Origin of the sequence: Aquimarina aggregata (assembly GCF_001632745.1) — a bacterium.
In the GTDB taxonomy this organism is placed as follows: Bacteria; Bacteroidota; Bacteroidia; order Flavobacteriales; family Flavobacteriaceae; genus Aquimarina; species Aquimarina aggregata.
Genome location: NZ_LQRT01000013.1, coordinates 337,592 through 359,493, shown reverse-complemented (window position 1 = coordinate 359,493; position 21,902 = coordinate 337,592). Strand labels below are relative to the sequence as shown.

Sequence of the window (21,902 nt, the reverse complement as noted above, 5' to 3'; positions counted from 1 at the left end):
AATAATAAAATAAGAGTAATAAAACCATGAATTTGTTTCAGTTTAAAAAGAGTAAACTCTTAATGTTATTTGTCCTGTCAGTACTAGTTTTATCAATTGTTTCATGTCTTGGTGATCCACCAGCTAGTATGAATGTGAATTCATATGATGTATCTAAACCAGACAAAGTGTTTTATTGGAAAATGACGACTACTTGGCCACCTAATTTTCCGGTTGTGGGAGAAGTGGCAGAAAAGTATGCAAAGTGGGTGGATGAGATGTCCAACGGACAAATTAAAATTAAAGTTTATGGAGGTGGAGAACTGGTGCCGCCATTAGAAGCATTCGATGCAGTATCTCAAGGCAGTATCGAAATGGGGTGTGGAGCTTCATACTATTGGGCTGGTAAGACACCAGCAGCACAATTTTTTGCTGCGGTACCTTTTGGAATGAATAGCCAACAAATTACTTCTTGGTTAGAAGTTGGAGGAGGTTACGAATTATGGAAAAAAACATATGCCAAATTTAATCTTGTACCTTATATGGGAGGAAATACAGGAGTACAAATGGGAGGTTGGTTTAATCGAGAGATTAATACGATTGAAGATTTTAAAGGATTAAAAATGAGACTTCCTGGCATAGGAGGTAAAGTACTTGAAAAAGCAGGAGGAGCCGCAGTTTTGGTAGCAGGTAGCGAGGTATATACAAGCTTAGAACGAGGAGTAATTGATGCTACAGAATGGATTGGGCCTTATCATGATTATAAAATGGGCTTTCATAAAATTGCTAAATACTATTATACACCGGGTTGGCATGAGACAGGTTCACAACTAGAATTTTTTATTAATAAAAATTTACATGATGGATTGCCACCTCATTTACAGTCAATTTTAATGGCTGCAGCAAAACGAGCTCAGGTATGGGTTTTATCAGAGTTTGATAAGCAAAACGGAATCTATCTAGATAAGTTAATCAATGAAGAAGGTGTTCAGGTGAGAGAGTTTTCTAAAGAAACTCTTGATGCTTTAAGAGGGTATACAGATGAAGCTATACTTGAAATGATAGGAGATGATCCCCTATCTAAAGAAGTGTATGAAAGTTATTCTAATTTTCAAAATAGAATAGCCAAATGGTCAGAGGTTACAGAAAAAGCGTATTATAATAAAATTCAGAAATAATGCTTCTATATCTTTATAAAGCAATAACCCGTTTATAGGGTGTTAAAACAGGTTATTGCTGTAAATCTTTAAAGTTCAATCACTGTTTCATTACCATCCTTGTCCGTTTGGGTAGCCTTATTATCACATTCTCCATCACCATAATTCAAAGTCGTTGTGTCATCATTTTGGGTAGTTGTTACAACTCCGCTTACAATATAATTACAGCCTATTTCTTTACGTAAAGGAGTATTGATTTCTACAGTATAGATATCTCCATTACTAAATTCGGTTGTGCTACTTCCAGACGTTAATGTATAGTATTGTGAGCCTTCAGGTGCGTCTGTCGAGGATTCAATAACAATTTCATTATTAAAATTTGACTTATTCGTGGCAGTAAGTCCTTCGTCCCAAGTAAAAGAGAAATCAGAACTTGTAGAAAAAGTAGTATTTGTACTTTCTGTTCTAAACGTAAATGTAGTAGTAGCAGTTCCACTCACTGTTATGTCCTTGTATTTAAAATTTTCAAGACCATAGGAAATTTCTACTTTATTATCAGCGTTTAATTTCACATCAAAACTCATGCGAATGATACCAGAAATAGTTTCACCATTTACTTCACAACCATCTCCAAAATCAATAACTACTGTTCTTATATCTTCAATTACTTCATTTGAGATCGTGGCACAATCATTAATTTTGTTATTGTTTCTAGCTGTTGGTAGCAAACCTGATTGACTACCAAAGGTGCTTTCTACCATAGAATTTATTTCGTTAGTGGCTGCTTCAATGTCTTTAAACTGTTGACTTGTAGTTACGGGACCTATTGGATTCTGATCATTATCATCTTCTTGACAACTTATCAAAAAAGTAGATGAAACTAATACGATACTTAAAAAAGCAATGACTCTGTTTTTCATTTGTAAATGTTTTAAAAATTTTTGTCTGTAGTAATAGTGTTAGGATAACGATGCTGAATCACAGAATCTTATGAGACGTATCGTTAATTATTGTTAAGTCATTGTTAATCTTTATAAAGCTGTTGCTATACTCATTAAAGATTGAAGAAGTTTTTTATGATTTAAATAATGCCTTTCCTTAAAAAGAAATCATATTATAAGTGATTTATTCCTATATATTTTATACATTCTATTGCAAAGAATCTTTCTTATCAATATCTTCGCAGCGAATGTTCGCTAAAAGTGTTTTTAACTCAAATTTTATAGTATGCAAATCAAAAAGGTTTTAGTAGCCAATCGAGGTGAAATTGCAATCAGAATTTTTAGAGCTTGTACAGAGATCGGATTACAAACTGTAGGGATTTATACCTACGAAGACCGCTATTCTTTACATCGTTACAAGGCCGATGAAGCATATCAAATTGGGGAGAATAACCAACCACTTAAACCTTATTTGAATATTGATGCTATTATAAAGGTTGCAAAAAAAAATAATGTTGATGCAATTCATCCTGGCTATGGTTTTCTTTCTGAAAACGCGAATTTTGCACAAAAATGCTTAGAAAACGACATTATCTTTATTGGACCTAAGGTATCGGTACTTCGTTCGTTAGGAGATAAAATTACAGCCAAAAAAGTTGCTATAGATAATAATATACCCATTATTCAAAGTAATAAAGAAGATCTTAAAGATGTTCAAATAGCTATTAAAGAAGCAAAACGTATTGGTTTTCCTGTGATGTTAAAGGCTGCTTCTGGTGGAGGTGGTCGTGGTATGAGGGTTATTAGAAATCAAGAAGAACTCGAGAAAGCCTTTCCCGAATCCCAAAGAGAAGCACTAAATGCTTTTGGTGACGATACTGTGTTTTTAGAAAAATTTGTGGAAAACCCAAAGCATATTGAAATACAGATTGTAGCCGATCAACATGGTAATATGGTACACCTTTTTGAGCGTGATTGTTCTGTACAACGTCGTTATCAAAAGGTAATTGAGTATGCACCATCTTTTGGTGTGGCCGAAGAAATAAAGCAAAGTTTATATGCTTATGCTTTATCTATTTGTAAAGCAGTAGACTATAATAATATCGGGACAGTAGAATTTCTTGTTGATGATGATGATAGTATTTATTTTATTGAAGTAAACCCGAGAGTCCAAGTTGAGCATACCGTAACAGAAATTGTTACAGGTATTGATCTTATTAAAGCCCAAATATTTATTGCAGGAGGATATAAATTATCAGACAAACAGATTAAAATAGAAAGTCAGGAGAGCCTTAAAACTAATGGATTTGCACTGCAATGTAGAATAACCACAGAAGATCCAGAAAATGATTTTAAACCCGATTATGGTACCATTACGACATATCGTAGTGCTTCTGGTTTTGGAATACGATTAGATGCGGGTAGTGTTTATCAAGGAGTAACTATTTCTCCATTTTTTGATTCAATGTTGGTTAAAGTATCAGCAAATAGCCGAACATTAGATGGAGCTTGTCGAAAAATGCGAAGAGCGTTGTCAGAATTTAGAATACGTGGTGTTAAGACCAATATGCCATTTTTAGATAATATTCTTAACCATGAAACCTTTAGAAAAGGAGAGGTGACGGTTAATTTTATTCGTGATACTAAATCTCTATTTGCAATTAGGGAGTCTCGTAACAGAGCGACAAAGCTAGTGAACTTCTTAGGAGATGTAATTGTTAATGGTAATCCCGACGTAAAGAAAATAGACAAAACAAAAACTTTTGTCACTCCAACAATACCAAAATTTGAAGAAAATGCCTTGTATACAAAAGGGACTAAAGATCTTTTAACAGAACTTGGACCAGAAAAATTTGCAAAATGGTTAAAAAATGAAAAGAAGATTCATTTTACAGATACCACAATGCGTGACGCACATCAAAGTCTCTTGGCAACCAGAATGCGTACATATGATATGCTAAAAGTTGCAGAAGGATTTGCTAAAAATCATCCAGAGGTGTTTAGTATGGAAGTATGGGGGGGAGCAACTTTTGATGTATGTCTAAGGTTTCTAAATGAGAACCCTTGGGAACGTCTAAGAGAGTTGCGTAAAGCCATGCCTAATATTCTTCTGCAAATGCTAATAAGAGGTTCTAATGGAGTTGGATATACTGCCTATCCTGACAATTTGATTGGCAAGTTTGTAGAACAATCTTGGGAGAATGGGGTAGATGTTTTTAGAATATTTGATTCTCTAAACTGGATGAAATCAATAGCACCTTGTATAGAACACGTTAGAACTAGAACAGGTGGATTGGCAGAAGGGTCATTGTGCTATACAGGTGACATTCTTGACCCAAATCGTACTAAATATACGTTAGAGTATTATATCCAATTAGCTAAAGATATTGAGAATGCTGGTGCACATATCCTAGGAATAAAAGATATGGCAGGACTTTTAAAGCCATATGCTGCTTATGAACTAGTCTCTGCATTGAAATCAGAAATTAACATACCTATTCATTTACACACGCACGATACATCATCAGTGCAATCTGCAACATACCTTAAGGCAATAGAAGCAGGAGTAGATGTAGTCGATGTTGCCCTTGGCGGATTATCGGGATTAACAGCGCAACCAAATTTTAATGCCGTTTTAGAAATGTTGAAGTTTAATGATCGTGAAAACTCAATAGATATTCCAAAATTAAATGAATACTCTAATTATTGGGAAGCCGTACGTGAATATTACTATGTTTTTGAATCAGGGTTAAAAGCAGGAACAGGAGAAGTGTATCAACATGAAATCCCAGGAGGACAATACTCTAATCTTAAACCGCAAGCGCAAGCATTAGGACTATCTGATCGTTTTCATGAAATTACTAAGATGTATGGAGAAGTAAACGAGCTTTTTGGAGATATAGTTAAGGTAACTCCTAGTTCTAAAGTAGTCGGCGATATGGCTCAATACTTGGTAAGTAACAATTTGACCATAGAAGACGTAAAAAAACGAGGAGAAACTATTTCCTTTCCTCAATCTGTTGTTAGTTTGTTTAAAGGAGAACTGGGGCAACCCGTAGGTGAGTTTCCTAAAGATCTTCAAAAATCAATACTTAAAGATCAAAAGGCATTTACAGATAGACCCAATGCCCATTTAGAACCTGTAGATTTTGAGGCAGAATTTAAAGATTTTGAAAAAGTCTTCAAGAAAGGAATGGGAAGAGCATTAGATATTACAGACTTTCTTTCGTACAAATTATATCCAAAAGTATTCCTAGGAGCTTATAATCATCACTTAAAGTATGGTAATGTGATGAATATTCCTACCAAAAATTTCTTTTATGGAATGGATCTCGAAGAAGAAATTATAGTAACACTAGATCAAGGAAAAACTTTATTAGTGCAGTTAATTTCTGTAGGAGATCCAAATGATGAAGGTGTAGTTACTGTATTCTTTAAAATTAACGGACAAACACGTAATGTAGAAATACAAGATAGCGCAATTAAAGTAGATAAGGTTAGTCATGTAAAAGTAGATAAAGCAGATGATAAACAAATAGGAGCTCCGTTACAAGGTTCTTTATCTTCAATATTGGTAAAATCGGGACAAGAAGTTAAAAAGAATGAACCACTATTTATTATTGAGGCCATGAAAATGGAAACTACTATTACCGCTAATGAAGATGCAGTAGTCAAGAAAATAATATTAAAATCTGGCACTATGGTAGAGGCTGATGATTTAGTGATTACTTTAAAATAAAGCAAAAAAAGGGGGCACAAGCCCCCTCTTTTTGTAACAGATTAATACTTGTAATCAAAATGACAAGGAACATCTGGTTCAACGGATTGATTACAAGGACGAGTTTCGTTATCATTATCATTTCCACCTTGAATTGCTTTTTGTTTTAAACGAGAAATCATATTCTTGTTTAAAGCTAATTTTGTTAATTTTTTTTTCTTCATTTTGAATAAATTATAGATTAAAGTAATACAAACAGGAACTATTTGAAAAGTCTTATCATTTTGAGTGAAGTCTAGAAATAATGTACGTGTTTTTAATACATTTTGACTTCGCTCAACATGATAAATAAAAACTAGTTATCACAATCTTTTATGGCATCTCCAAAATCTGGTAGAGAATTACATCCTTCACGAGTTTGACAACCCCCTAATTGACTACCTACTACATAGTAGCCTCCTTTAACTTGTTGAAGTTGAAACTTAGAAATCATACTTTTGTTTAAGGCTAATTTGGTTAAATTTTTTTTCTTCATTTTAAATAAATTATAGATTAAAATATCCGAACATTTATAGACAATCGGTTTTTTTGTCTAGAAAACTTGATAATAATATTTAAACAGTACTGTTATAGATTAATGTTTCATGTATTAGAAATGTTTCGTGTAAATTGATTAAAGTTTTGTTAATAAAATTATTCCTTTTTTAAACTCTATATGGTATAGAGATGTACAGAGTTTTCTCTATTTTCGCAGGTATGCAATACTTTTTAATTATCGCTTTACAGGCCTTTTGTATCTATCACGCAGTTAAAAACCGAAATAACTACTATTGGTTTTTCGTTATTCTATTCTTACCGGTAATAGGTAGTGTTATCTATCTTTTTACTCAGGTATTTAATAAGAAAGATCTTGATGTAGTACAACATGAGATTGTAAATGCAATAAACCCGACCAAAAAGGTTAAGGATTTACAAAAGCAGTTAGATTTTGCAGACACATTTCAAAATCGTGTAAACCTTGCAGATGCTTTATTCGAGAATGGGGATTTTACTAACGCTATACAAGAGTATGAAAAGTCCTTAGAGAGTAATCATAATCAAGATGTTGGAGTACTTAAAAAATTAATCGAAAGTTATGCTAAGGTTCAGAACCATGAAAAAGTCATTTTTTATGCTGAAAAAATAGAAAACTTAACCGAGTTTAAAGGTTCAAGAAGTCAATTTTTATTTGGGTTAGCATTAGAAGAACAAGGAGATTCCGAAAAGGGCGAGGAACATTTAAAACAGATCGATCAGAGGTATTCTAACTATCATGAACGATATATTCTTGCACAGTTTTTGGTAAAGAAAGGAAAAACAGACGAGGCGAAAGAAATACTTTCTGAAATAATAGTAGAGTCGCAACATATGACCAAACCCAATCGAAACAAATATCGAACAGTAGTAAATGATGTCAAAAAATTAAGTAGTTCTTTATAGATAGGCAACTCTAAATAGTTCAGTATTGTAGATAATATAGTAACAACTACAAGTTAAACCCTTTGTAGTTCGGAAAATCTTTCTATTTTTACAGTACGTATACATCCCCGGGAAACATTGAGAATCAGACCTATCGAAATATCATTATTTATCCTATCTGTTTTAGGAGTATTGTTTGGACTTATGTTTTTGAGTGAAAAAGGTGGAGTTCAAAAAGAACAAACCCAAGATGATGGATTTTCATTTGAAGGGATTTCACTAAAATACCCAGCATACACAACATTTTTAGGATTAGATAAAGATCAAGATTCTTCTCTAACCCGTCAGGACATTTTAAAGGTTACTGAAATTGTAAAACCTTTAGAAATTGAAATGTCAGATAGTAAAAATGATATTGCGTTGACTAAAGAGATAAAACAGTTGCCTGATTTCTCTAAAATAGATACTACACAACTTATTAGAATAAAATATCCAAGTGATAACCCTGATTTTGCAAATGAATTGAGAAAAAAACTTTCATCTAGATCCTGTAGGATTATACATTATGGTGACTCTCAAATAGAAGGGGATCGAATTACGGCATATTTACGTAATAGACTCCAGCATATGTATGGAGGCAGTGGTCCGGGTTTTCTTCCAATTTTACCTGTGTATAGGCAGATAAGTGCTTTAATAGAACCAAGCGAAAATTGGGAACGTTTTGCATATTTTGATCCTACAAAGAAAAAGTTTTCTCATAAAAAATATGGAGCGTATTTATCGGCTTCACGATTTACACCATATCAAAAAATTCGCCCTGATAGCTTAGCTTTAGACTCTTTACCGCTAATTAAAGCTTCGGTAACGATAGGAAAATCTAAAAAAACGTATGCTAAATTTAGGAGGTTTACCAAAATAGGATTGCATTACGGTAATGCTAATAGCCCTATAAAAGTATCTGTGTATAATGATGATGTTTTGATACAACAAGATACCCTTATTGCCGATGGCAGATATCATCATTATAAAATAAGGACATCGACCACTCCCACGAATCTTAAAATTGAATTTGAAGGTAAAGTAAGTGCAGATTTTTATGGATTAACATTAGATGGAGGCTCCAGAGTACAAATTGATAATGTTGCTATGCGAGGAGCTTCTGGAACTATTTTTACGAGTACTAATGCAGCGACATATAGTAGGATGGTGAGAAGCTTGGATCCTAAAATTGTAATTATGCAATATGGTGGTAATACCATGCCGTACCTTAAAGATTCAACAGATGTTGATAAATATGCAAAGCGTGTTGCAAGCCAAGTAAATTGGATACGACGTAGAGCAAAAAAATCTAGTTTTATATTTATTGGACCTACCGATATGTGTCTTCCCGTTAATGGTAAGATGGAAACTTATCCTATGCTACCGTATTTAAATGCGAAGTTAATGGAGACTTGTCTTTCTAATAATGTAGCCTATTGGAGTATGTATGATGCAATGGGAGGGAAAGGGTCAATGGAGTTATGGGTAGACGAGAAACTTACAGCAAAGGATTATATGCACTTTACCTGGAAAGGAACCAAAATTATTTCAGAATTATTTTTTACAGCCCTATACCTTGACCTCAAAAAACCTGATAAAAATGACAATGCATAACAAATTATCTTTTTTTCTATGGCTTTTAACCATGCCATTGATGGCACAAACCTATGTTCTAGATACTATTCAAGATAAATATCCTTTCGTTAATTGGAAAGCCAATACCATTAAAATGGCAGAAAATTCGCCTGCTTTTAAAAAATTGTACTGTAAACTTGATACAATAGCCAAAGGCGGACAAGAAAAACTACATGTTTTTCATATTGGAGGATCCCATATACAAGCTGATATTTACTCAAATCGTCTTAGATCCTATCTACAAACTATGAGTCCAACTGCCAAGGGGCAACGCGGCTTTATATACCCTTTTAGTATTGCTAAAACTAATAATCCAGGTAATTACAGAGTGGAATATGATGGGCAATGGTCTGGATATCGATGTTCTGTGCGTAAGGATAGTGTAGCATGGGGATTATCAGGAGTAACGGCAGTTTTTAAAGATTCTATTGCAAACATTAAAATAAAAGTTAATGGTAATAACTATCATAAAAAGATGTATGACTTTAATAGAATCAGAATTTTTTATGATAATTGGACTTCTGATTATGAAATTTCCTTTAAACAAGATTCTTTAGTCTCAAAAGTAAACGAAAATAAAAAAGCTCATTTTATAGAGTTTGCCTTACACAAGAGTGTTGAAGAAATAGAGTTTTGCGTGCGTAAAATAGAAAATATTGAGAATGCAGAGTTCTTAATGATGGGAATAGAATTAATGAATGATAATAATGGAATTGAATATACTTCTATAGGGGTAAATGGCGGAAGCTTTTCTTATTACGATAGATGTCGTTATTTTGAAGACCAACTATTATTATACAAACCTGATTTGTTTATAGTATCAGTAGGAACAAACGATGCCTATCATCCGGATTTTAACCCAGAAGAATATAAAAAGTATTATACAGAACTTATCCAGTTAATACAAAAAGCAAATCCAGATTGTGCAGTATTGCTCACTGTGCCTAATGATTCTTATTACAAAAAAAAGATTCCAAACCCTAGAACAAGAGTAGCCCAAAAAATTATTTATGAGGTCGCCAAAGAACAACAAATGGCGGTTTGGGATTTTTATGAAATAATGGGAGGATTTAATTCTTCGCAAAATTGGTACAAAAATAAGCTTATGCCTAGTGATCGCATTCATTTTACTGTAATGGGGTATAGAATTAAAGCAGATCTTTTATTGCAGGCCTTAGCACATTCTTGGGAGAGTGAATTACAATTACAACCAAATTCTATTTTGAATCAGATAATTAATGAATAGACTTTTTGACATATTTTCTTTTTCCGAAGATTTTCCATTAATCTTTACGCAGGCTAATTTTTGGATATTCTTTGCCGTTATTTATTTTATATATGCAACTGTCTACAATAAAAAAAGCCTAAGAAGTGCGTACCTATTTGCTATAAGTTTATTATTCTATTATAAAACTAGTGGTCTTTTTATAGGGATCTTATTGTTTAGTACTGTCAATGATTTCTTTTTAGGAAAAGCCATTTATAATAGTAAGTCCGTAATCTTTCAAAAAATATTAGTGGCCATTAGTGTTATCGTTAATTTGACAACATTGTGCTACTTTAAATATGCTTATTTTTTTACAGACTCATACAACTATCTTTTTGAGACAGACTATGAAGTAATTAATTATCTAGCTCAATGGACAAATACCTGGAGTGGTACGGATTATTTTACCGTAGATAAGATTATTCTGCCTGTCGGGATTTCATTTTATACTTTTCAAACGATAAGTTATAGTGTAGATATTTATCGAAAACAGATAGAACCTCTAAAATCCATTATTGATTTTGGTTTTTTTGTGAGTTTCTTTCCTCAATTAGTGGCAGGCCCTATTGTTAGAGCGTCTGATTTTGTGCCACAAATCCGTAAAGATATTAATATCACAAAAGAAGATTTTGGTAATGCTACATTTATGATTTTAAAAGGCCTTATCAAAAAAATGCTTTTTGCTGATTATATAGCAGCTAATTTTATGGACAGAGTGTTTGATGTTCCTGAGATGTTCTCTGGTTTTACAAACATTATGGCAATGTTTGGTTACTCATTGCAAATTTATGGGGATTTTTCGGGTTACACAGATATTGCTATTGGTTTAGCATTACTTATGGGGTATAAATTACCTGTAAACTTTAATTCGCCTTATAAAGCCATACATTGTGGTGATTTTTGGAGGCGTTGGCATATTTCATTATCCAGTTGGCTTAAGGACTACTTATACATCCCGATAGGAGGTAATCGAAACGGAAGTGTATTTTCTTATGTCTTTATAACAGTGTTTACTTTTTTAGGAGCATTTGCATATGCAGATTTTGGAATAGCTATAATCGCTACTGCAGGAGCAGGTTTGTTATTAATAGTTACCTTATTTTCTTCTAAATTAGCTTGGCATTTTAATCGTAATGTTAATATCATGATTACAATGTTAGTAGGAGGTCTTTGGCATGGGGCTTCATGGAAATTTGTAATCTGGGGAGGACTTAACGGTATAGGTATTGTGACATATAAATATTGGCGTTTGATAAGTCCGTATGAAAATTCTAAGGCCTGGTATGCTATAGTATGGCGTATTGCGCTAACATTTATTTTTATCACATTCACACGTGTCTATTTTAGAGGAAATAGCATGGATCATATCGATAGATTCTATCAACAAGTAATGACAAATATGGACTGGCAAAATGCCTTACTTGTACTTTGGGAATATCGTACTGTATTTATTATTATGTTGATAGGATATATTACCCATTGGTTGCCCTATAAAACTAAAGATTGGGTTTTAGATCAGTTTATTAAGAGTAATATGGTTATAAAAGCAGTTGTAGTAATTGTTGTTGCTATGATCTGCTACCAAACATATGCCGCGGATTTTCAGCCGTTTATTTATTTCCAATTCTAAGTGTAGTTGTGTTTTAGACGTGACCTTTTACTAGGTTATAGGTCGGGCTATTCATTATATTTTTTATTTTTGCCTACTTGGACAGGCTCAGCGTGACAAATAAAAAAGATACCACTTCTATCTTTCACGTGAATAATTTTTTTCCGTTTTATATATATTACATTTATCTTCGTAATTCTTATTTCATAATTTGTTTCAACATATTCATCCATACGAACCCTTTTTCCCTATAGGTGCTACGAAATTGATTGTAGGTACATTGCCACCTCCGCGATTTACAGTTGGCGAGCTTAACGAAAAAGATGTTGATTTTTGTTATGGCAGTAGTAATGGGTTGCTTTGGCCTGTTCTGGACAAAATTTTTGATCTACATCTAAAGTATGAAACAACTAACGAAGCAGCTAACCAAAGGAGAGGTTTTCTAACATCGCGCGGGATTGGTGTTTGTGATATAGTGCATAGTTGCGAAAGATCAAAAATTGATGCCTCGGATTTAGGAATGCAAAATATCAAACTTAGAGACATGATAGGGTATTTACAACAATATCCAAAAATTGATACCTTAATCTTTACAGGAGGAAATAGTAAGAATGGACCTGAATATTTCTTTAGAAAACATTTAAAATCTTATGATAAAAAACTAGAAGTGGTATCAAATGATGTCCCTAGAATTCATAAATTTTATATAGAAGATAGAATCATTAAAACAGTATCACTTACGGCACCCTCAGGAGCAGCCAATCGCGCTATTGGGAGTATGCAAGAATATAAAAACCGTAAAAATAAAGATGCAAAATTTAATACGTTAGATTTTAGAGTACTACAGTATAGAAAGTTTTTTTGAAATAAATAATATCATCAGTTTTCTAGTATGCTAAATCGTAAAAAAGAACTTTTTGATTGTATTTTTATGATTTGTATTAAAGAAATAAGAGGTTTCTTTTTCAAGAAACCTCTTATGCATTCTACGTTAATTTATGGTTTTAATCCCTCCAAGTTTCTAGTGCTTTTACTGCTTCATCAGTATAATCAGTAAATAGACCATCTACGCCAGCATCAAAAAATAAATGATATTCTCTTTCTGGATTTCCACCACTCCATTGCGTGTTTTCATTACGAAATGTATATGGATGTACCAATAAGTTATTTTTATGAGCAAGTGATATAAAATCTGTTGCAGGTAACAGAGTAAGCTCTCCGGATTCTTCGGTTTTATATGAAATGATAAAAGGTTTCCAAGGTCCAATACCATCAGCATAAGTCGCTGTAAACTTCATTCCTTCTTCAGTAGTAAAAAACTCATACGTTCTAGAGTCTCCATTGCTATAAAAATCAAAAGGAGAACCATACGATATAAAATCTCCTGAAGGCACATTATAATCTAAAGATCCATCTTTGTTAATGTTATAGGTAGAAATTAATTGTACCAGTTTTACAGGTGATTTAGAATTAATGTATTGCAAAGGTTCAACCTCGAAACATTGCACAAATACAGGCGCATTTTTAAGATTTAATCCAGCCTTTTTTAGGGTATATAGTAGTTTATTTTCCATTACATGTGTTCCAAAGAAGTTGTTATGAAATAACGGATGTTTGATTTCGGGATATATCCCAATTGTTTTTCCTCCTTTGATAGACTGTTTTTTAGCAAGTAATATAACTTCTTCAAAAGTTGGGATATCAAATTGGTCATCAAAATCTTTTGGTCTACTACCAAATGCCTGCCTTGCTTTTAGTGTTTTAATTTGTGCCAAAGTAAAATCTATAGCAAACCAGTCTGTAACCATTTTACCATCTAGTTCTTTGGTAGTTTTTAAGTTTGCAAATTCTGGAAGGTCGGCTACGTTTGTTGTGCCTGATAACATAGGTTCGTGTCGTACTACAAGATGGCCATCTTTTGTTAATACTAAATCTGGTTCTATAAAATCAGCTCCTAATTCGATAGCTTTTACATATCCTTGTAGCGTATGTTCGGGTAATAAAGACTGCGCACCTCTATGTGCTATAATAAGTGGTTTTTTGTCTGGAGTTGGACCCCCAGTATAATCATCTAGAAAATCACAAGAAGTGAAAGAAATTATTGCGATAAGCAATAATAATGTGTGTTTAAGTGGTTTCATTATTTAAAATTTAGATTTCTGGCAAGAAACAAAATGAATGTTAGTACAATGTGAAACCGATGTTACACTACGATAATCTAAACGTAAAGAATGTTAAATTTAGGAGTATTAGATTTACTTTAAAAGTTGTAATTAAACGATTTGTTTTGTCATTCTAAGATATCTTAGAATGACAAAACAAATCGTTTATCTTATCTATCTTATCTTTTTAACAAAGTCACTTATGCTATTCACTCCATTATTTGTAATATGCTTTATAAAAGCCGAACCAATAATAGCTCCCTTAGTAGTTTTGGTGGCTTGTAAAAAAGTTTCGTTATTACTAATGCCAAAACCTACAATTTGAGGGTTTTTGAGTTTTAAATTCTGGATGCGGTTAAAATAATCCTGTTGTACATCTCCAAAAGTTGATTTTGCTCCCGTTGTACTTGCAGAACTAACCATATAAATAAAACCGTTAGATACACTATCAATAAATCGAATACGTTCGTCAGAGGTTTGAGGCGTAATTAAAAACACATTTATCAATCCATATTTTTCAAATATCTCTTGATAATGTTCGTGGTATTCGGCAACGGGAAGATCGGGTATAATTAAGCCATCGATACCAATTTCTTGGCATTTAGCACAAAAAGCTTCAATACCATATTGCATCATAGGGTTAAAGTACCCCATAATAATTAAAGGGATGTTAACTGATTGTCGGATATCTTTAAGTTGTTCAAAAAGAAGTTTTGTAGTCATTCCATTTTTTAAGGCGACTGTAGAACTTTCTTGGATAGTAGGTCCATCTGCTAGAGGATCACTAAATGGTAACCCTATCTCTATCATATCTACTCCATTTTGTTCTAAATCTTGTATCACTTTTACGGTATCATTAAGTGATGGGTATCCTGCGGTAAAATAAATAGATAATAACTTATTATCTTGATTTAATTTTTGATTAATTCGGTTCATTTTTCTTAAATAGAGTAGTTTTTATAATTTAAAATAATCGATGTAGGTGTTCAAATCTTTATCTCCACGACCAGAAAGACTAATTACAACAATATCATCCGGTTTAAATTTTTTATCATTAAAAATAGCCAGTGCATGTGATGTTTCGATTGCCGGAATAATTCCTTCTAATTGAGATAATTCTAACCCAGCAGTCATAGCATCATCATCGGTTACTGAGAAAAATTCTCCTCTTCCTGTTTTGTATAAATGGGAATGTAGTGGTCCTACTCCAGGGTAATCTAATCCTGCAGAGATAGAGTAAGGCTCTGTTATTTGACCATCGGGAGTTTGCATTAGCAATGTTTTACATCCATGAATAATACCTTCTTTTCCTAATTGAGATGTAGCAGCACTTTCGCCACTGTTTACACCTTTTCCTGCAGCTTCTACAGCAATGATTCCTACATCAGGATTGTCTAGGAAATGATAATATGTTCCAGCAGCGTTACTTCCACCACCGATACAAGCAACTACATAATCAGGGTTTTCTCGTCCTTCTTTCTCGTTAAGTTGCCATTTTATTTCTTCAGAAATTACAGATTGAAAGCGTGTTACCATATCTGGATAAGGATGAGGTCCGATAGCTGATCCAATAATGTAATGGGTGTCTACAGGGTTGTTGATCCAATCTCTAATAGCTTCGTTAGTGGCATCTTTAAGAGTTTTACTACCTGATTTAGCAGGTCTTACTTCGGCTCCGAGCATTTTCATACGTGCTACATTGGGAGCTTGTCGCTTAATATCAATTTCTCCCATATATACAATGCATTTTATACCCATAAGGGCACATACTGTTGCTGTTGCTACCCCATGCTGTCCAGCACCAGTTTCTGCAATGATTCTGTTTTTACCTAATTTTTTGGCAACTAAAATTTGACCAATAGTATTATTGACCTTGTGAGCTCCAGTATGATTAAGGTCTTCACGTTTTAAGTAAATTCTGGTATTATGTTTTTCTGAAAGGCGTTTGGCAAAATACAACGGAGATGGACGCCCAACATAATCTTTTAATAATTGATTAAACTCTTCTTTAAAAGATGGTTCATTCATAATATCCAGATATGTAGTGCGCAGTTCTTCTACGTTTGGATATAGCATTTCAGGAATATATGCTCCTCCAAACTCACCATAGTACCCTTTTTCGTTAGCTTGATATTTCATAGTGTAATTTTATAATATGCTCTATTTAATTAGAGAATAATTGTTTTTTAAATTCTTTTAAATCTTCTATGTTTTTTAGACCTGGTGCCGTTTCAAATTTACTGTTTACATCTAATGCATAAATAGGTAAACCGGTCTTCATAATTTCTTTTATTTTTTCAATTTCATTTAAGCCAATACCACCACTTAATATAAATGGAGTAGTGGAGGGATAGTTTTCTAAAACGCGCCAATCAAATGTATATCCATTGCCTCCTTTTTCTTTTCCTTTAGTATCAAACAAAAAATAATCTACGATACCTTCATACGATTTAAGTATTTCAAAATCGAATTGATCTTTGATAGAGAAAACTTTCCATACTTCAATGTGACGAGACCCCGAAGGTCTTTGAGGGCCGTCGAGCTGATTTCTTAATTCTTGACAATATTCAGGAGATTCGTTTCCATGTAATTGAATTGCATTAAAACCAAACTTGACTACTTTTTCAATTATAAAATTAATTGAAGCATCTACAAACACGCCTGTTTTTTTTATAGTATCAGGAAGCTCAGAAATATCTTCTTCAAAATTTCTTGGAGATTTTTCATAAAAAATAAAACCTAAATAATCTGGCTTTAAGTCAGCTACAGCAGTTATGTTTTCTTCATATTTCATTCCGCAAACTTTCAATTTCATCTTCTTTTTTTTCAAGGTTAAAGGTTGGCTTCTAATTTAATATTGGCATTATTAAAATTGATATTATGCGCAAAATCATATATTTCTTGAAAATGTTCTTTCATGTTTGGTTCTTCAATATTTGAAAGTAATTTTCGTATTAATTTGGATTCGAAATAATGATTTTTTGACATTGAATATTTCAGTAATTGACTTCCAATTGTTTTATAGAATAACTTCTCGATAGTGGATTTATCTTCGGGTTCTTCAGGAACTAATTCTATGTTAATACCACATTTTTTTAAAATACTGGTAGCTATATATTGGGTTGGGACATTTTGAGTTAAAGTGATATTTAATTGCTCTTCTTTGATATCAGCTGCACGGATAATTCCTTTGGCAACATAATCTACAGGAACAATATTAAGACCTCCTTCTATATTTAAGGCAAGCCTTATTGTGCCAATATTTGAATGTGATTTTTTTATCTTGTTAAAAAATTCTCCTACAGCATAAAAAACAATATATCTACTGCTTACAAATTTAGGAAAATCAATAAGCCTTCCTGATACAATACTAGGTCTCGCAATAGTGCAGCTAAAATTATTTTCTTTTGCGATTTGTAAAACTAGTTTTTCGATTTTCATTTTATACGCTTCATAGAAGTTTCTAAAATTATATGTCGTAGCAGAATGATAATCCTCTTCGATTGCACCTTCTATTTCACCTCTTGAAAATGCAGTGCTGACAAAGACTAGTTTTTTTGTACGACACTTAATCGTATCGAAAAAAGCTTGCGTATGATGATAATTGACATGTGCAATTTCATGTTTCGCTTTTTCTGTATTACTTAGGTTTACAGAAGCGGCTAAATGATATACTGTTATTGTATTTCCTGCCTTTTCTGGAAGTATAAAATTATGGATTTCTCCTTCAATTACTTCTACATATTTATCTATGTATTCCTTATAGAAAGGAACAATCTTTTCGGGAATAAGCTGTTTAGAAAAAACTTCATTTAATAAACGTTCTTGAGCAGATATATGCCTTTGTTTGCGAATCAAAACATAAATACGTGCTTCTTCTTTTTTCGAATACAAATCAAATAAGAGTTCGAATAATACATGTGACCCTATATTGCCTGTTACTCCTGTTACTAATATTGTATTGATATTGCTCAAGTTATTTTAGATTTTGGATAAATTCTATTGCGCTAGTTCCTGGATTCTCGGTCTTCATAAAGTTTTCACCTATAAGAAAACCTTTATATCCATATTGTTTTAAATCTTTAATAGCTTCGATACTACTGATCCCACTTTCTGAGACTTTTACAAAATCATCAGGAATCTGATCACTTAAAGATTTGCTTATATCTGTACTAACTTCGAATGTTTTTAGGTTTCGATTATTTACACCTAGCATATCGAGTGTGGGCATAATTGACTTTTCTAATTCTTCTTGATTATGAACTTCTAATAATACATCAAGTGATAGGCTTTTGGCAAACTCGGACAAAGATTTGATTTGATCTCTGGTAAGTACCGCAGCTATCAACAAAATAACATCTGCACCGTAAGCCTTTGCTTCGAGTAGTTGGTATTCATCGATTATAAATTCTTTTCGTAATAAAGGAAGCTCTACAGATGCCCTTGTAAGCAATAAATCGTCTAAAGAGCCGCCAAAGTATTTCCCATCGGTTAATATTGACATACCACAAACCTCTGCTTTTTGATACCCTATGGCAACGTCTTGGACACTTACTTTTTGATTAATAACTGCTTTAGAGGGAGATCTGCGTTTATGTTCTGCAATAATTCCTGTTGTACTGTTACGTAATGCATTGGCCAGAGAATTTGTTTTTCGATCAAATAACACAGAATTTTCTAATTGCGTTGTAGGGATGATGCTTTTTTTAAGTTCGACCTCGATACGTTTATCAGCTACTATTTTATCTAGTATATTCATTGTTTTATATCCTAGTTTTTGGATAAATTTTAATAATGGTTTATTTTACAAATAGGCTAGGAGTCTATCCTAAATTAAATTTTATGCCGTTTTACTCAGCTCTTGCATTTTTTGTAGAGCTACGAGTCCTTTTCCAGATAATAAAGATTCTTTGGCACGTTCAAACCCTTGTATTGGTGCTAATTTCTCTACAGTAGCAATAGCCATACCTGCATTAGCACAAACAACATTATTTTGTGCCTCTGTACCTTTACCACTTAAAATATTCATAAAGATATCGGCAGATGACGAAATAGAATCTCCTCCAACTATTTCTTCTTGTTGTAATGCAGAAACACCAAAATCACTTGGTGTTAACATTCCTTCTGTTTGATTTGAAATTGTCTTAGTATTTCCTGTTAAGGAGATTTCATCATATCCATCTAATGCATGAATGATAGTAAAGTTTTTATCTGTGTTTTGATATAAATATCCATACATCCTTGCTAGTTCAAGATTAAAAACACCAACAATTTGATTTTTAGGAAAAGCGGGATTAACCATTGGTCCTAACATATTGAAAAAAGTCTTAACACCAAGTTCTCTACGAATTGGGGCTACATTTTTCATTGCTGGGTGAAATAAAGGTGCGTGCAATACACAAATTCCGGCCTCATCAATACTACGCTTTAAAAAATCTTTATCATTACTAAATTTGATACCTAAGTGTTCCATGACATTAGAGCTTCCGCATTTAGAAGATACACCATAGTTGCCATGTTTAGTTACTTTTATTCCTGCACCAGCAGAGACAAATGATGATAATGTAGAGATGTTAAAAGTATCTTTTCCATCACCACCTGTACCACATAGATCGATAGGGTTGTATTCACTTAAATCAATAGCTACGCAGAGTTCTAATAATGCATCTCTAAATCCTTCTAATTCTTCAACGGTAATACTACGCATCATATAAACGGTTAAGAAAGATGCGATTTGACTTTGGTTGTAATCTCCTTTAGAAATGTTAACCAATACGGCTTTGGCTTCTTCTTTTGAGATTGTTTCGTGATTGATTAATCTATTGAGTAAATTTTTCATAGCAAGTACGTCCAGAACTCTTTTTTTATCATAAAGATATAGAGTGTGTTAGGATTATTTTTTTGTTAATATCGAATTATCATATTTTTTATGTCAATTGTTGACCCAGTTTTCTAGTATTTTTTTTCCATCTGGTGTTAATACAGATTCTGGATGAAATTGTACACCACGAACATCTAATTTTTTATGGCGAAGTGACATAATTTGTCCGTTTTCATCATATGATGTTGCTTCTAAGCATTCAGGAAGTCCTTGTTCGGTAACCACCCAAGAATGGTATCTACCCACATCAAAGTTTTTTTCAAGCCCCTGAAAAAGAGGCTCGTCTGTTACAGCTAAGGTGACGTTGGTAGCAACGCCATGATATACATTTTCGAGATTGGTCAAATTGCCACCAAAAACTTCTCCTATGGCCTGTTGTCCAAGACAAACCCCAAAGATACTTTTTGAATCAGCATATGCGCTAATGATATCTTTTAATAATCCTGCTTCATCAGGAACACCAGGACCTGGAGATAGTAAAATCTTTTGATAAGGTTCTACATCTTTTAGAACTAATTGATCGTTTCGTTTTACGGTAACCTCGCAGCCTAAATCTTCTAGATAATGTACTAAATTGTACACAAACGAGTCGTAGTTGTCTATTACTAATATTTTTTTCATTATTTCTTTGCGGAATTTAAACTCCTATATTTCTTCAGCTAATTTTAAAGCTTTTGTTAGTGCTCCTAATTTGTTATATACTTCTTGTAATTCATTTTCCTTATTGGATTCATTAACTAATCCCGCTCCTGCTTGCCAATGTAGTTGGTGATTTTTACTTAGAAATGTACGAATCATAATCGCGTGGTTAAAGTTGCCCGAGAAATCCATAAAACCGATGGCTCCTCCATAAAAATCTCGATTTACCGTTTCATACTTTTCTATTAATTGCATTGCCATATGTTTAGGAGCACCACTTAATGTACCAGCAGGAAAAGTATCTGCAACTATCTGCATAGTAGTCGTATTAGGATGTTTTTTTCCGGTTACTTTACTAACAAGATGAATTACATGAGAAAAAAATTGAACCTCTCTATAATTGTCTACGGTAACATTACTTCCATTTCTGCTTAAGTCGTTGCGTGCTAAATCGACTAACATAACATGTTCGGCATTTTCTTTTTCATCAACAGATAGCTTTTTTGCTAATTCTGCGTCTTGTTCATCATTACCTGTTCGTTTAAAGGTTCCGGCGATAGGATGAATCTCTGCAATCTCATCTTTAACAACCAGTTGTGCTTCTGGAGAACTTCCAAATATCTTGAAATCACCATAATCAAAGTAAAATAGATAAGGAGATGGATTTACACTTCTTAGAGCACGATATACATTAAATTCATCTCCTTTAAATTTTTGAGAAAAACGTTTAGATAAAACCAACTGGAAAACATCACCACGTTGACAATGACTTTTGGCTAATTCTACATGTTCTTTATACTGTTCATCATTGAGATTAGAAGTTGTATCACCTAAAGTAGAAAAACTATACGAAGCAAAATTTTTGACATTAAGTAACGATTCAATTTCGGCGATATTACTTTCAGAATTATAACAATGTGCAAAAATATATGCTTCATTATTAAAATGATTTATAGCGATTATATTTTGATAAACAGCATAATGAATGTCTGGGATATCGAGTGCTCCTTCTTTTTTAGTGATGTCAATATTTTCAAAATAACGAACAGCATCATAAGAAATATATCCAAATAATCCATTGTTGATAAATTTGAAGTCACTTTTTGAGGTGTCAAATTGTTGTCCGAATTGCTCAATAATTTCTGGGATATTGGTGCTGTCGGTAACTTTTGTTTCGGTAGTACTTTTATCGGGAAAAGATTGATATATGATTTCTTTTTCGATCTTAATACTGGCAATAGGGTTACAGCAGATATAGGAAAAACTGTTTTCATTTCCTCGATAATCACTACTTTCTAATAACAAACTATTAGGGAAACGATCTCTTATTTTTAGATAGACACTTACGGGAGTGATAGTGTCTGCTAGAATTTGTTTGAAATGTGTGGTTAATTTATAACTCATTTTGCATTATGCT

The 21,902-nt window shown here is 33.0% G+C and carries 18 protein-coding genes; 7 read left to right on the top strand and 11 right to left on the bottom strand.

The features are described from left to right. Nucleotides 1-26 precede the first annotated feature (26 nt). The gene (locus AWE51_RS12870) at nt 27-1,157 is read left to right on the top strand and encodes a TRAP transporter substrate-binding protein (protein WP_082832425.1); all 1,131 of its coding nucleotides are present in this window, start codon (nt 27-29) and stop codon (nt 1,155-1,157) included. Nucleotides 1,158-1,225: 68 nt separating this feature from the next. On the opposite strand, the gene AWE51_RS12865 is transcribed toward AWE51_RS12870, so the two are convergent. Further along, nucleotides 1,226-2,056: a hypothetical protein gene (locus AWE51_RS12865; protein WP_066314068.1), complete on the bottom strand. Its 831-nt coding sequence runs from the start codon at nt 2,054-2,056 to the stop codon at nt 1,226-1,228. Between the two features lie 307 nt (nt 2,057-2,363). Between AWE51_RS12865 and AWE51_RS12860 the strand changes: the two genes are divergently transcribed. Further along, a complete protein-coding gene (locus AWE51_RS12860) occupies nt 2,364-5,816 on the top strand; it encodes a pyruvate carboxylase (RefSeq protein WP_066314067.1) in 3,453 nt (1,150 codons plus the stop codon). A gap of 334 nt (nt 5,817-6,150) precedes the next feature. On the opposite strand, the gene AWE51_RS12855 is transcribed toward AWE51_RS12860, so the two are convergent. Continuing rightward, nucleotides 6,151-6,330, bottom strand: a complete 180-nt coding sequence (locus AWE51_RS12855; RefSeq protein WP_066314065.1) for a hypothetical protein — start codon at nt 6,328-6,330, stop codon at nt 6,151-6,153. 221 nt (nt 6,331-6,551) lie between these two features. Between AWE51_RS12855 and AWE51_RS12850 the strand changes: the two genes are divergently transcribed. From AWE51_RS12850 to AWE51_RS12830, 5 genes are all read left to right on the top strand, one after another. Then, nucleotides 6,552-7,274 carry a tetratricopeptide repeat protein gene (locus AWE51_RS12850; protein ID WP_157766092.1) on the top strand — a complete coding sequence of 241 codons (723 nt, stop codon included), beginning with the start codon at nt 6,552-6,554 and terminating at the stop codon, nt 7,272-7,274. A gap of 117 nt (nt 7,275-7,391) precedes the next feature. Further along, nucleotides 7,392-8,906, top strand: a complete 1,515-nt coding sequence (locus tag AWE51_RS12845; protein ID WP_082832424.1) for an SGNH/GDSL hydrolase family protein — start codon at nt 7,392-7,394, stop codon at nt 8,904-8,906. Between the two features lie 40 nt (nt 8,907-8,946). Continuing rightward, nucleotides 8,947-10,173 carry a GDSL-type esterase/lipase family protein gene (locus AWE51_RS12840; RefSeq protein ID WP_157766091.1) on the top strand — a complete coding sequence of 409 codons (1,227 nt, stop codon included), beginning with the start codon at nt 8,947-8,949 and terminating at the stop codon, nt 10,171-10,173. After that, a complete protein-coding gene (locus AWE51_RS12835; RefSeq protein WP_066314058.1) occupies nt 10,166-11,824 on the top strand; it encodes an MBOAT family O-acyltransferase in 1,659 nt (552 codons plus the stop codon). The genes AWE51_RS12840 and AWE51_RS12835 overlap by 8 nt, the downstream gene beginning before the upstream one ends. Nucleotides 11,825-12,014: 190 nt before the next feature. Then, nucleotides 12,015-12,668 (top strand): uracil-DNA glycosylase family protein, encoded by a 654-nt coding sequence (locus AWE51_RS12830; RefSeq protein ID WP_066314057.1) that lies wholly within the window; start codon nt 12,015-12,017, stop codon nt 12,666-12,668. A 139-nt stretch (nt 12,669-12,807) separates the two neighbouring features. Here AWE51_RS12830 and AWE51_RS12825 read toward each other — a convergent pair whose 3' ends face one another. From AWE51_RS12825 to AWE51_RS12785, 9 genes are all read right to left on the bottom strand, one after another. Then, the gene (locus AWE51_RS12825; protein ID WP_066314055.1) at nt 12,808-13,944 is read right to left on the bottom strand and encodes a glycerophosphodiester phosphodiesterase; all 1,137 of its coding nucleotides are present in this window, start codon (nt 13,942-13,944) and stop codon (nt 12,808-12,810) included. 195 nt (nt 13,945-14,139) lie between these two features. Beyond that, nucleotides 14,140-14,901, bottom strand: a complete 762-nt coding sequence (gene trpA, locus AWE51_RS12820; RefSeq protein WP_066314054.1) for a tryptophan synthase subunit alpha — start codon at nt 14,899-14,901, stop codon at nt 14,140-14,142. Nucleotides 14,902-14,922: 21 nt separating this feature from the next. Continuing rightward, complete coding sequence (gene trpB / locus AWE51_RS12815) at nt 14,923-16,104, bottom strand: tryptophan synthase subunit beta (protein WP_066314052.1); 1,182 nt, start codon at nt 16,102-16,104, stop codon at nt 14,923-14,925. A 25-nt stretch (nt 16,105-16,129) separates the two neighbouring features. Beyond that, complete coding sequence (locus AWE51_RS12810; RefSeq protein ID WP_066314051.1) at nt 16,130-16,780, bottom strand: phosphoribosylanthranilate isomerase; 651 nt, start codon at nt 16,778-16,780, stop codon at nt 16,130-16,132. Nucleotides 16,781-16,797: 17 nt separating this feature from the next. Further along, the gene (locus AWE51_RS12805; RefSeq protein ID WP_066314050.1) at nt 16,798-17,940 is read right to left on the bottom strand and encodes an SDR family oxidoreductase; all 1,143 of its coding nucleotides are present in this window, start codon (nt 17,938-17,940) and stop codon (nt 16,798-16,800) included. Nucleotide 17,941: 1 nt separating this feature from the next. After that, nucleotides 17,942-18,724, bottom strand: a complete 783-nt coding sequence (gene trpC, locus AWE51_RS12800; RefSeq protein WP_066314049.1) for an indole-3-glycerol phosphate synthase TrpC — start codon at nt 18,722-18,724, stop codon at nt 17,942-17,944. 81 nt (nt 18,725-18,805) lie between these two features. Further along, nucleotides 18,806-19,804, bottom strand: coding sequence for an anthranilate phosphoribosyltransferase (trpD, locus tag AWE51_RS12795; protein ID WP_066314048.1), 999 nt, complete (start codon nt 19,802-19,804; stop codon nt 18,806-18,808). A 93-nt stretch (nt 19,805-19,897) separates the two neighbouring features. Continuing rightward, nucleotides 19,898-20,467 (bottom strand): anthranilate synthase component II, encoded by a 570-nt coding sequence (locus AWE51_RS12790; protein ID WP_066314046.1) that lies wholly within the window; start codon nt 20,465-20,467, stop codon nt 19,898-19,900. A gap of 24 nt (nt 20,468-20,491) precedes the next feature. Further along, complete coding sequence (locus AWE51_RS12785; protein WP_066314045.1) at nt 20,492-21,889, bottom strand: anthranilate synthase component I family protein; 1,398 nt, start codon at nt 21,887-21,889, stop codon at nt 20,492-20,494. Nucleotides 21,890-21,902 lie beyond the last annotated feature (13 nt).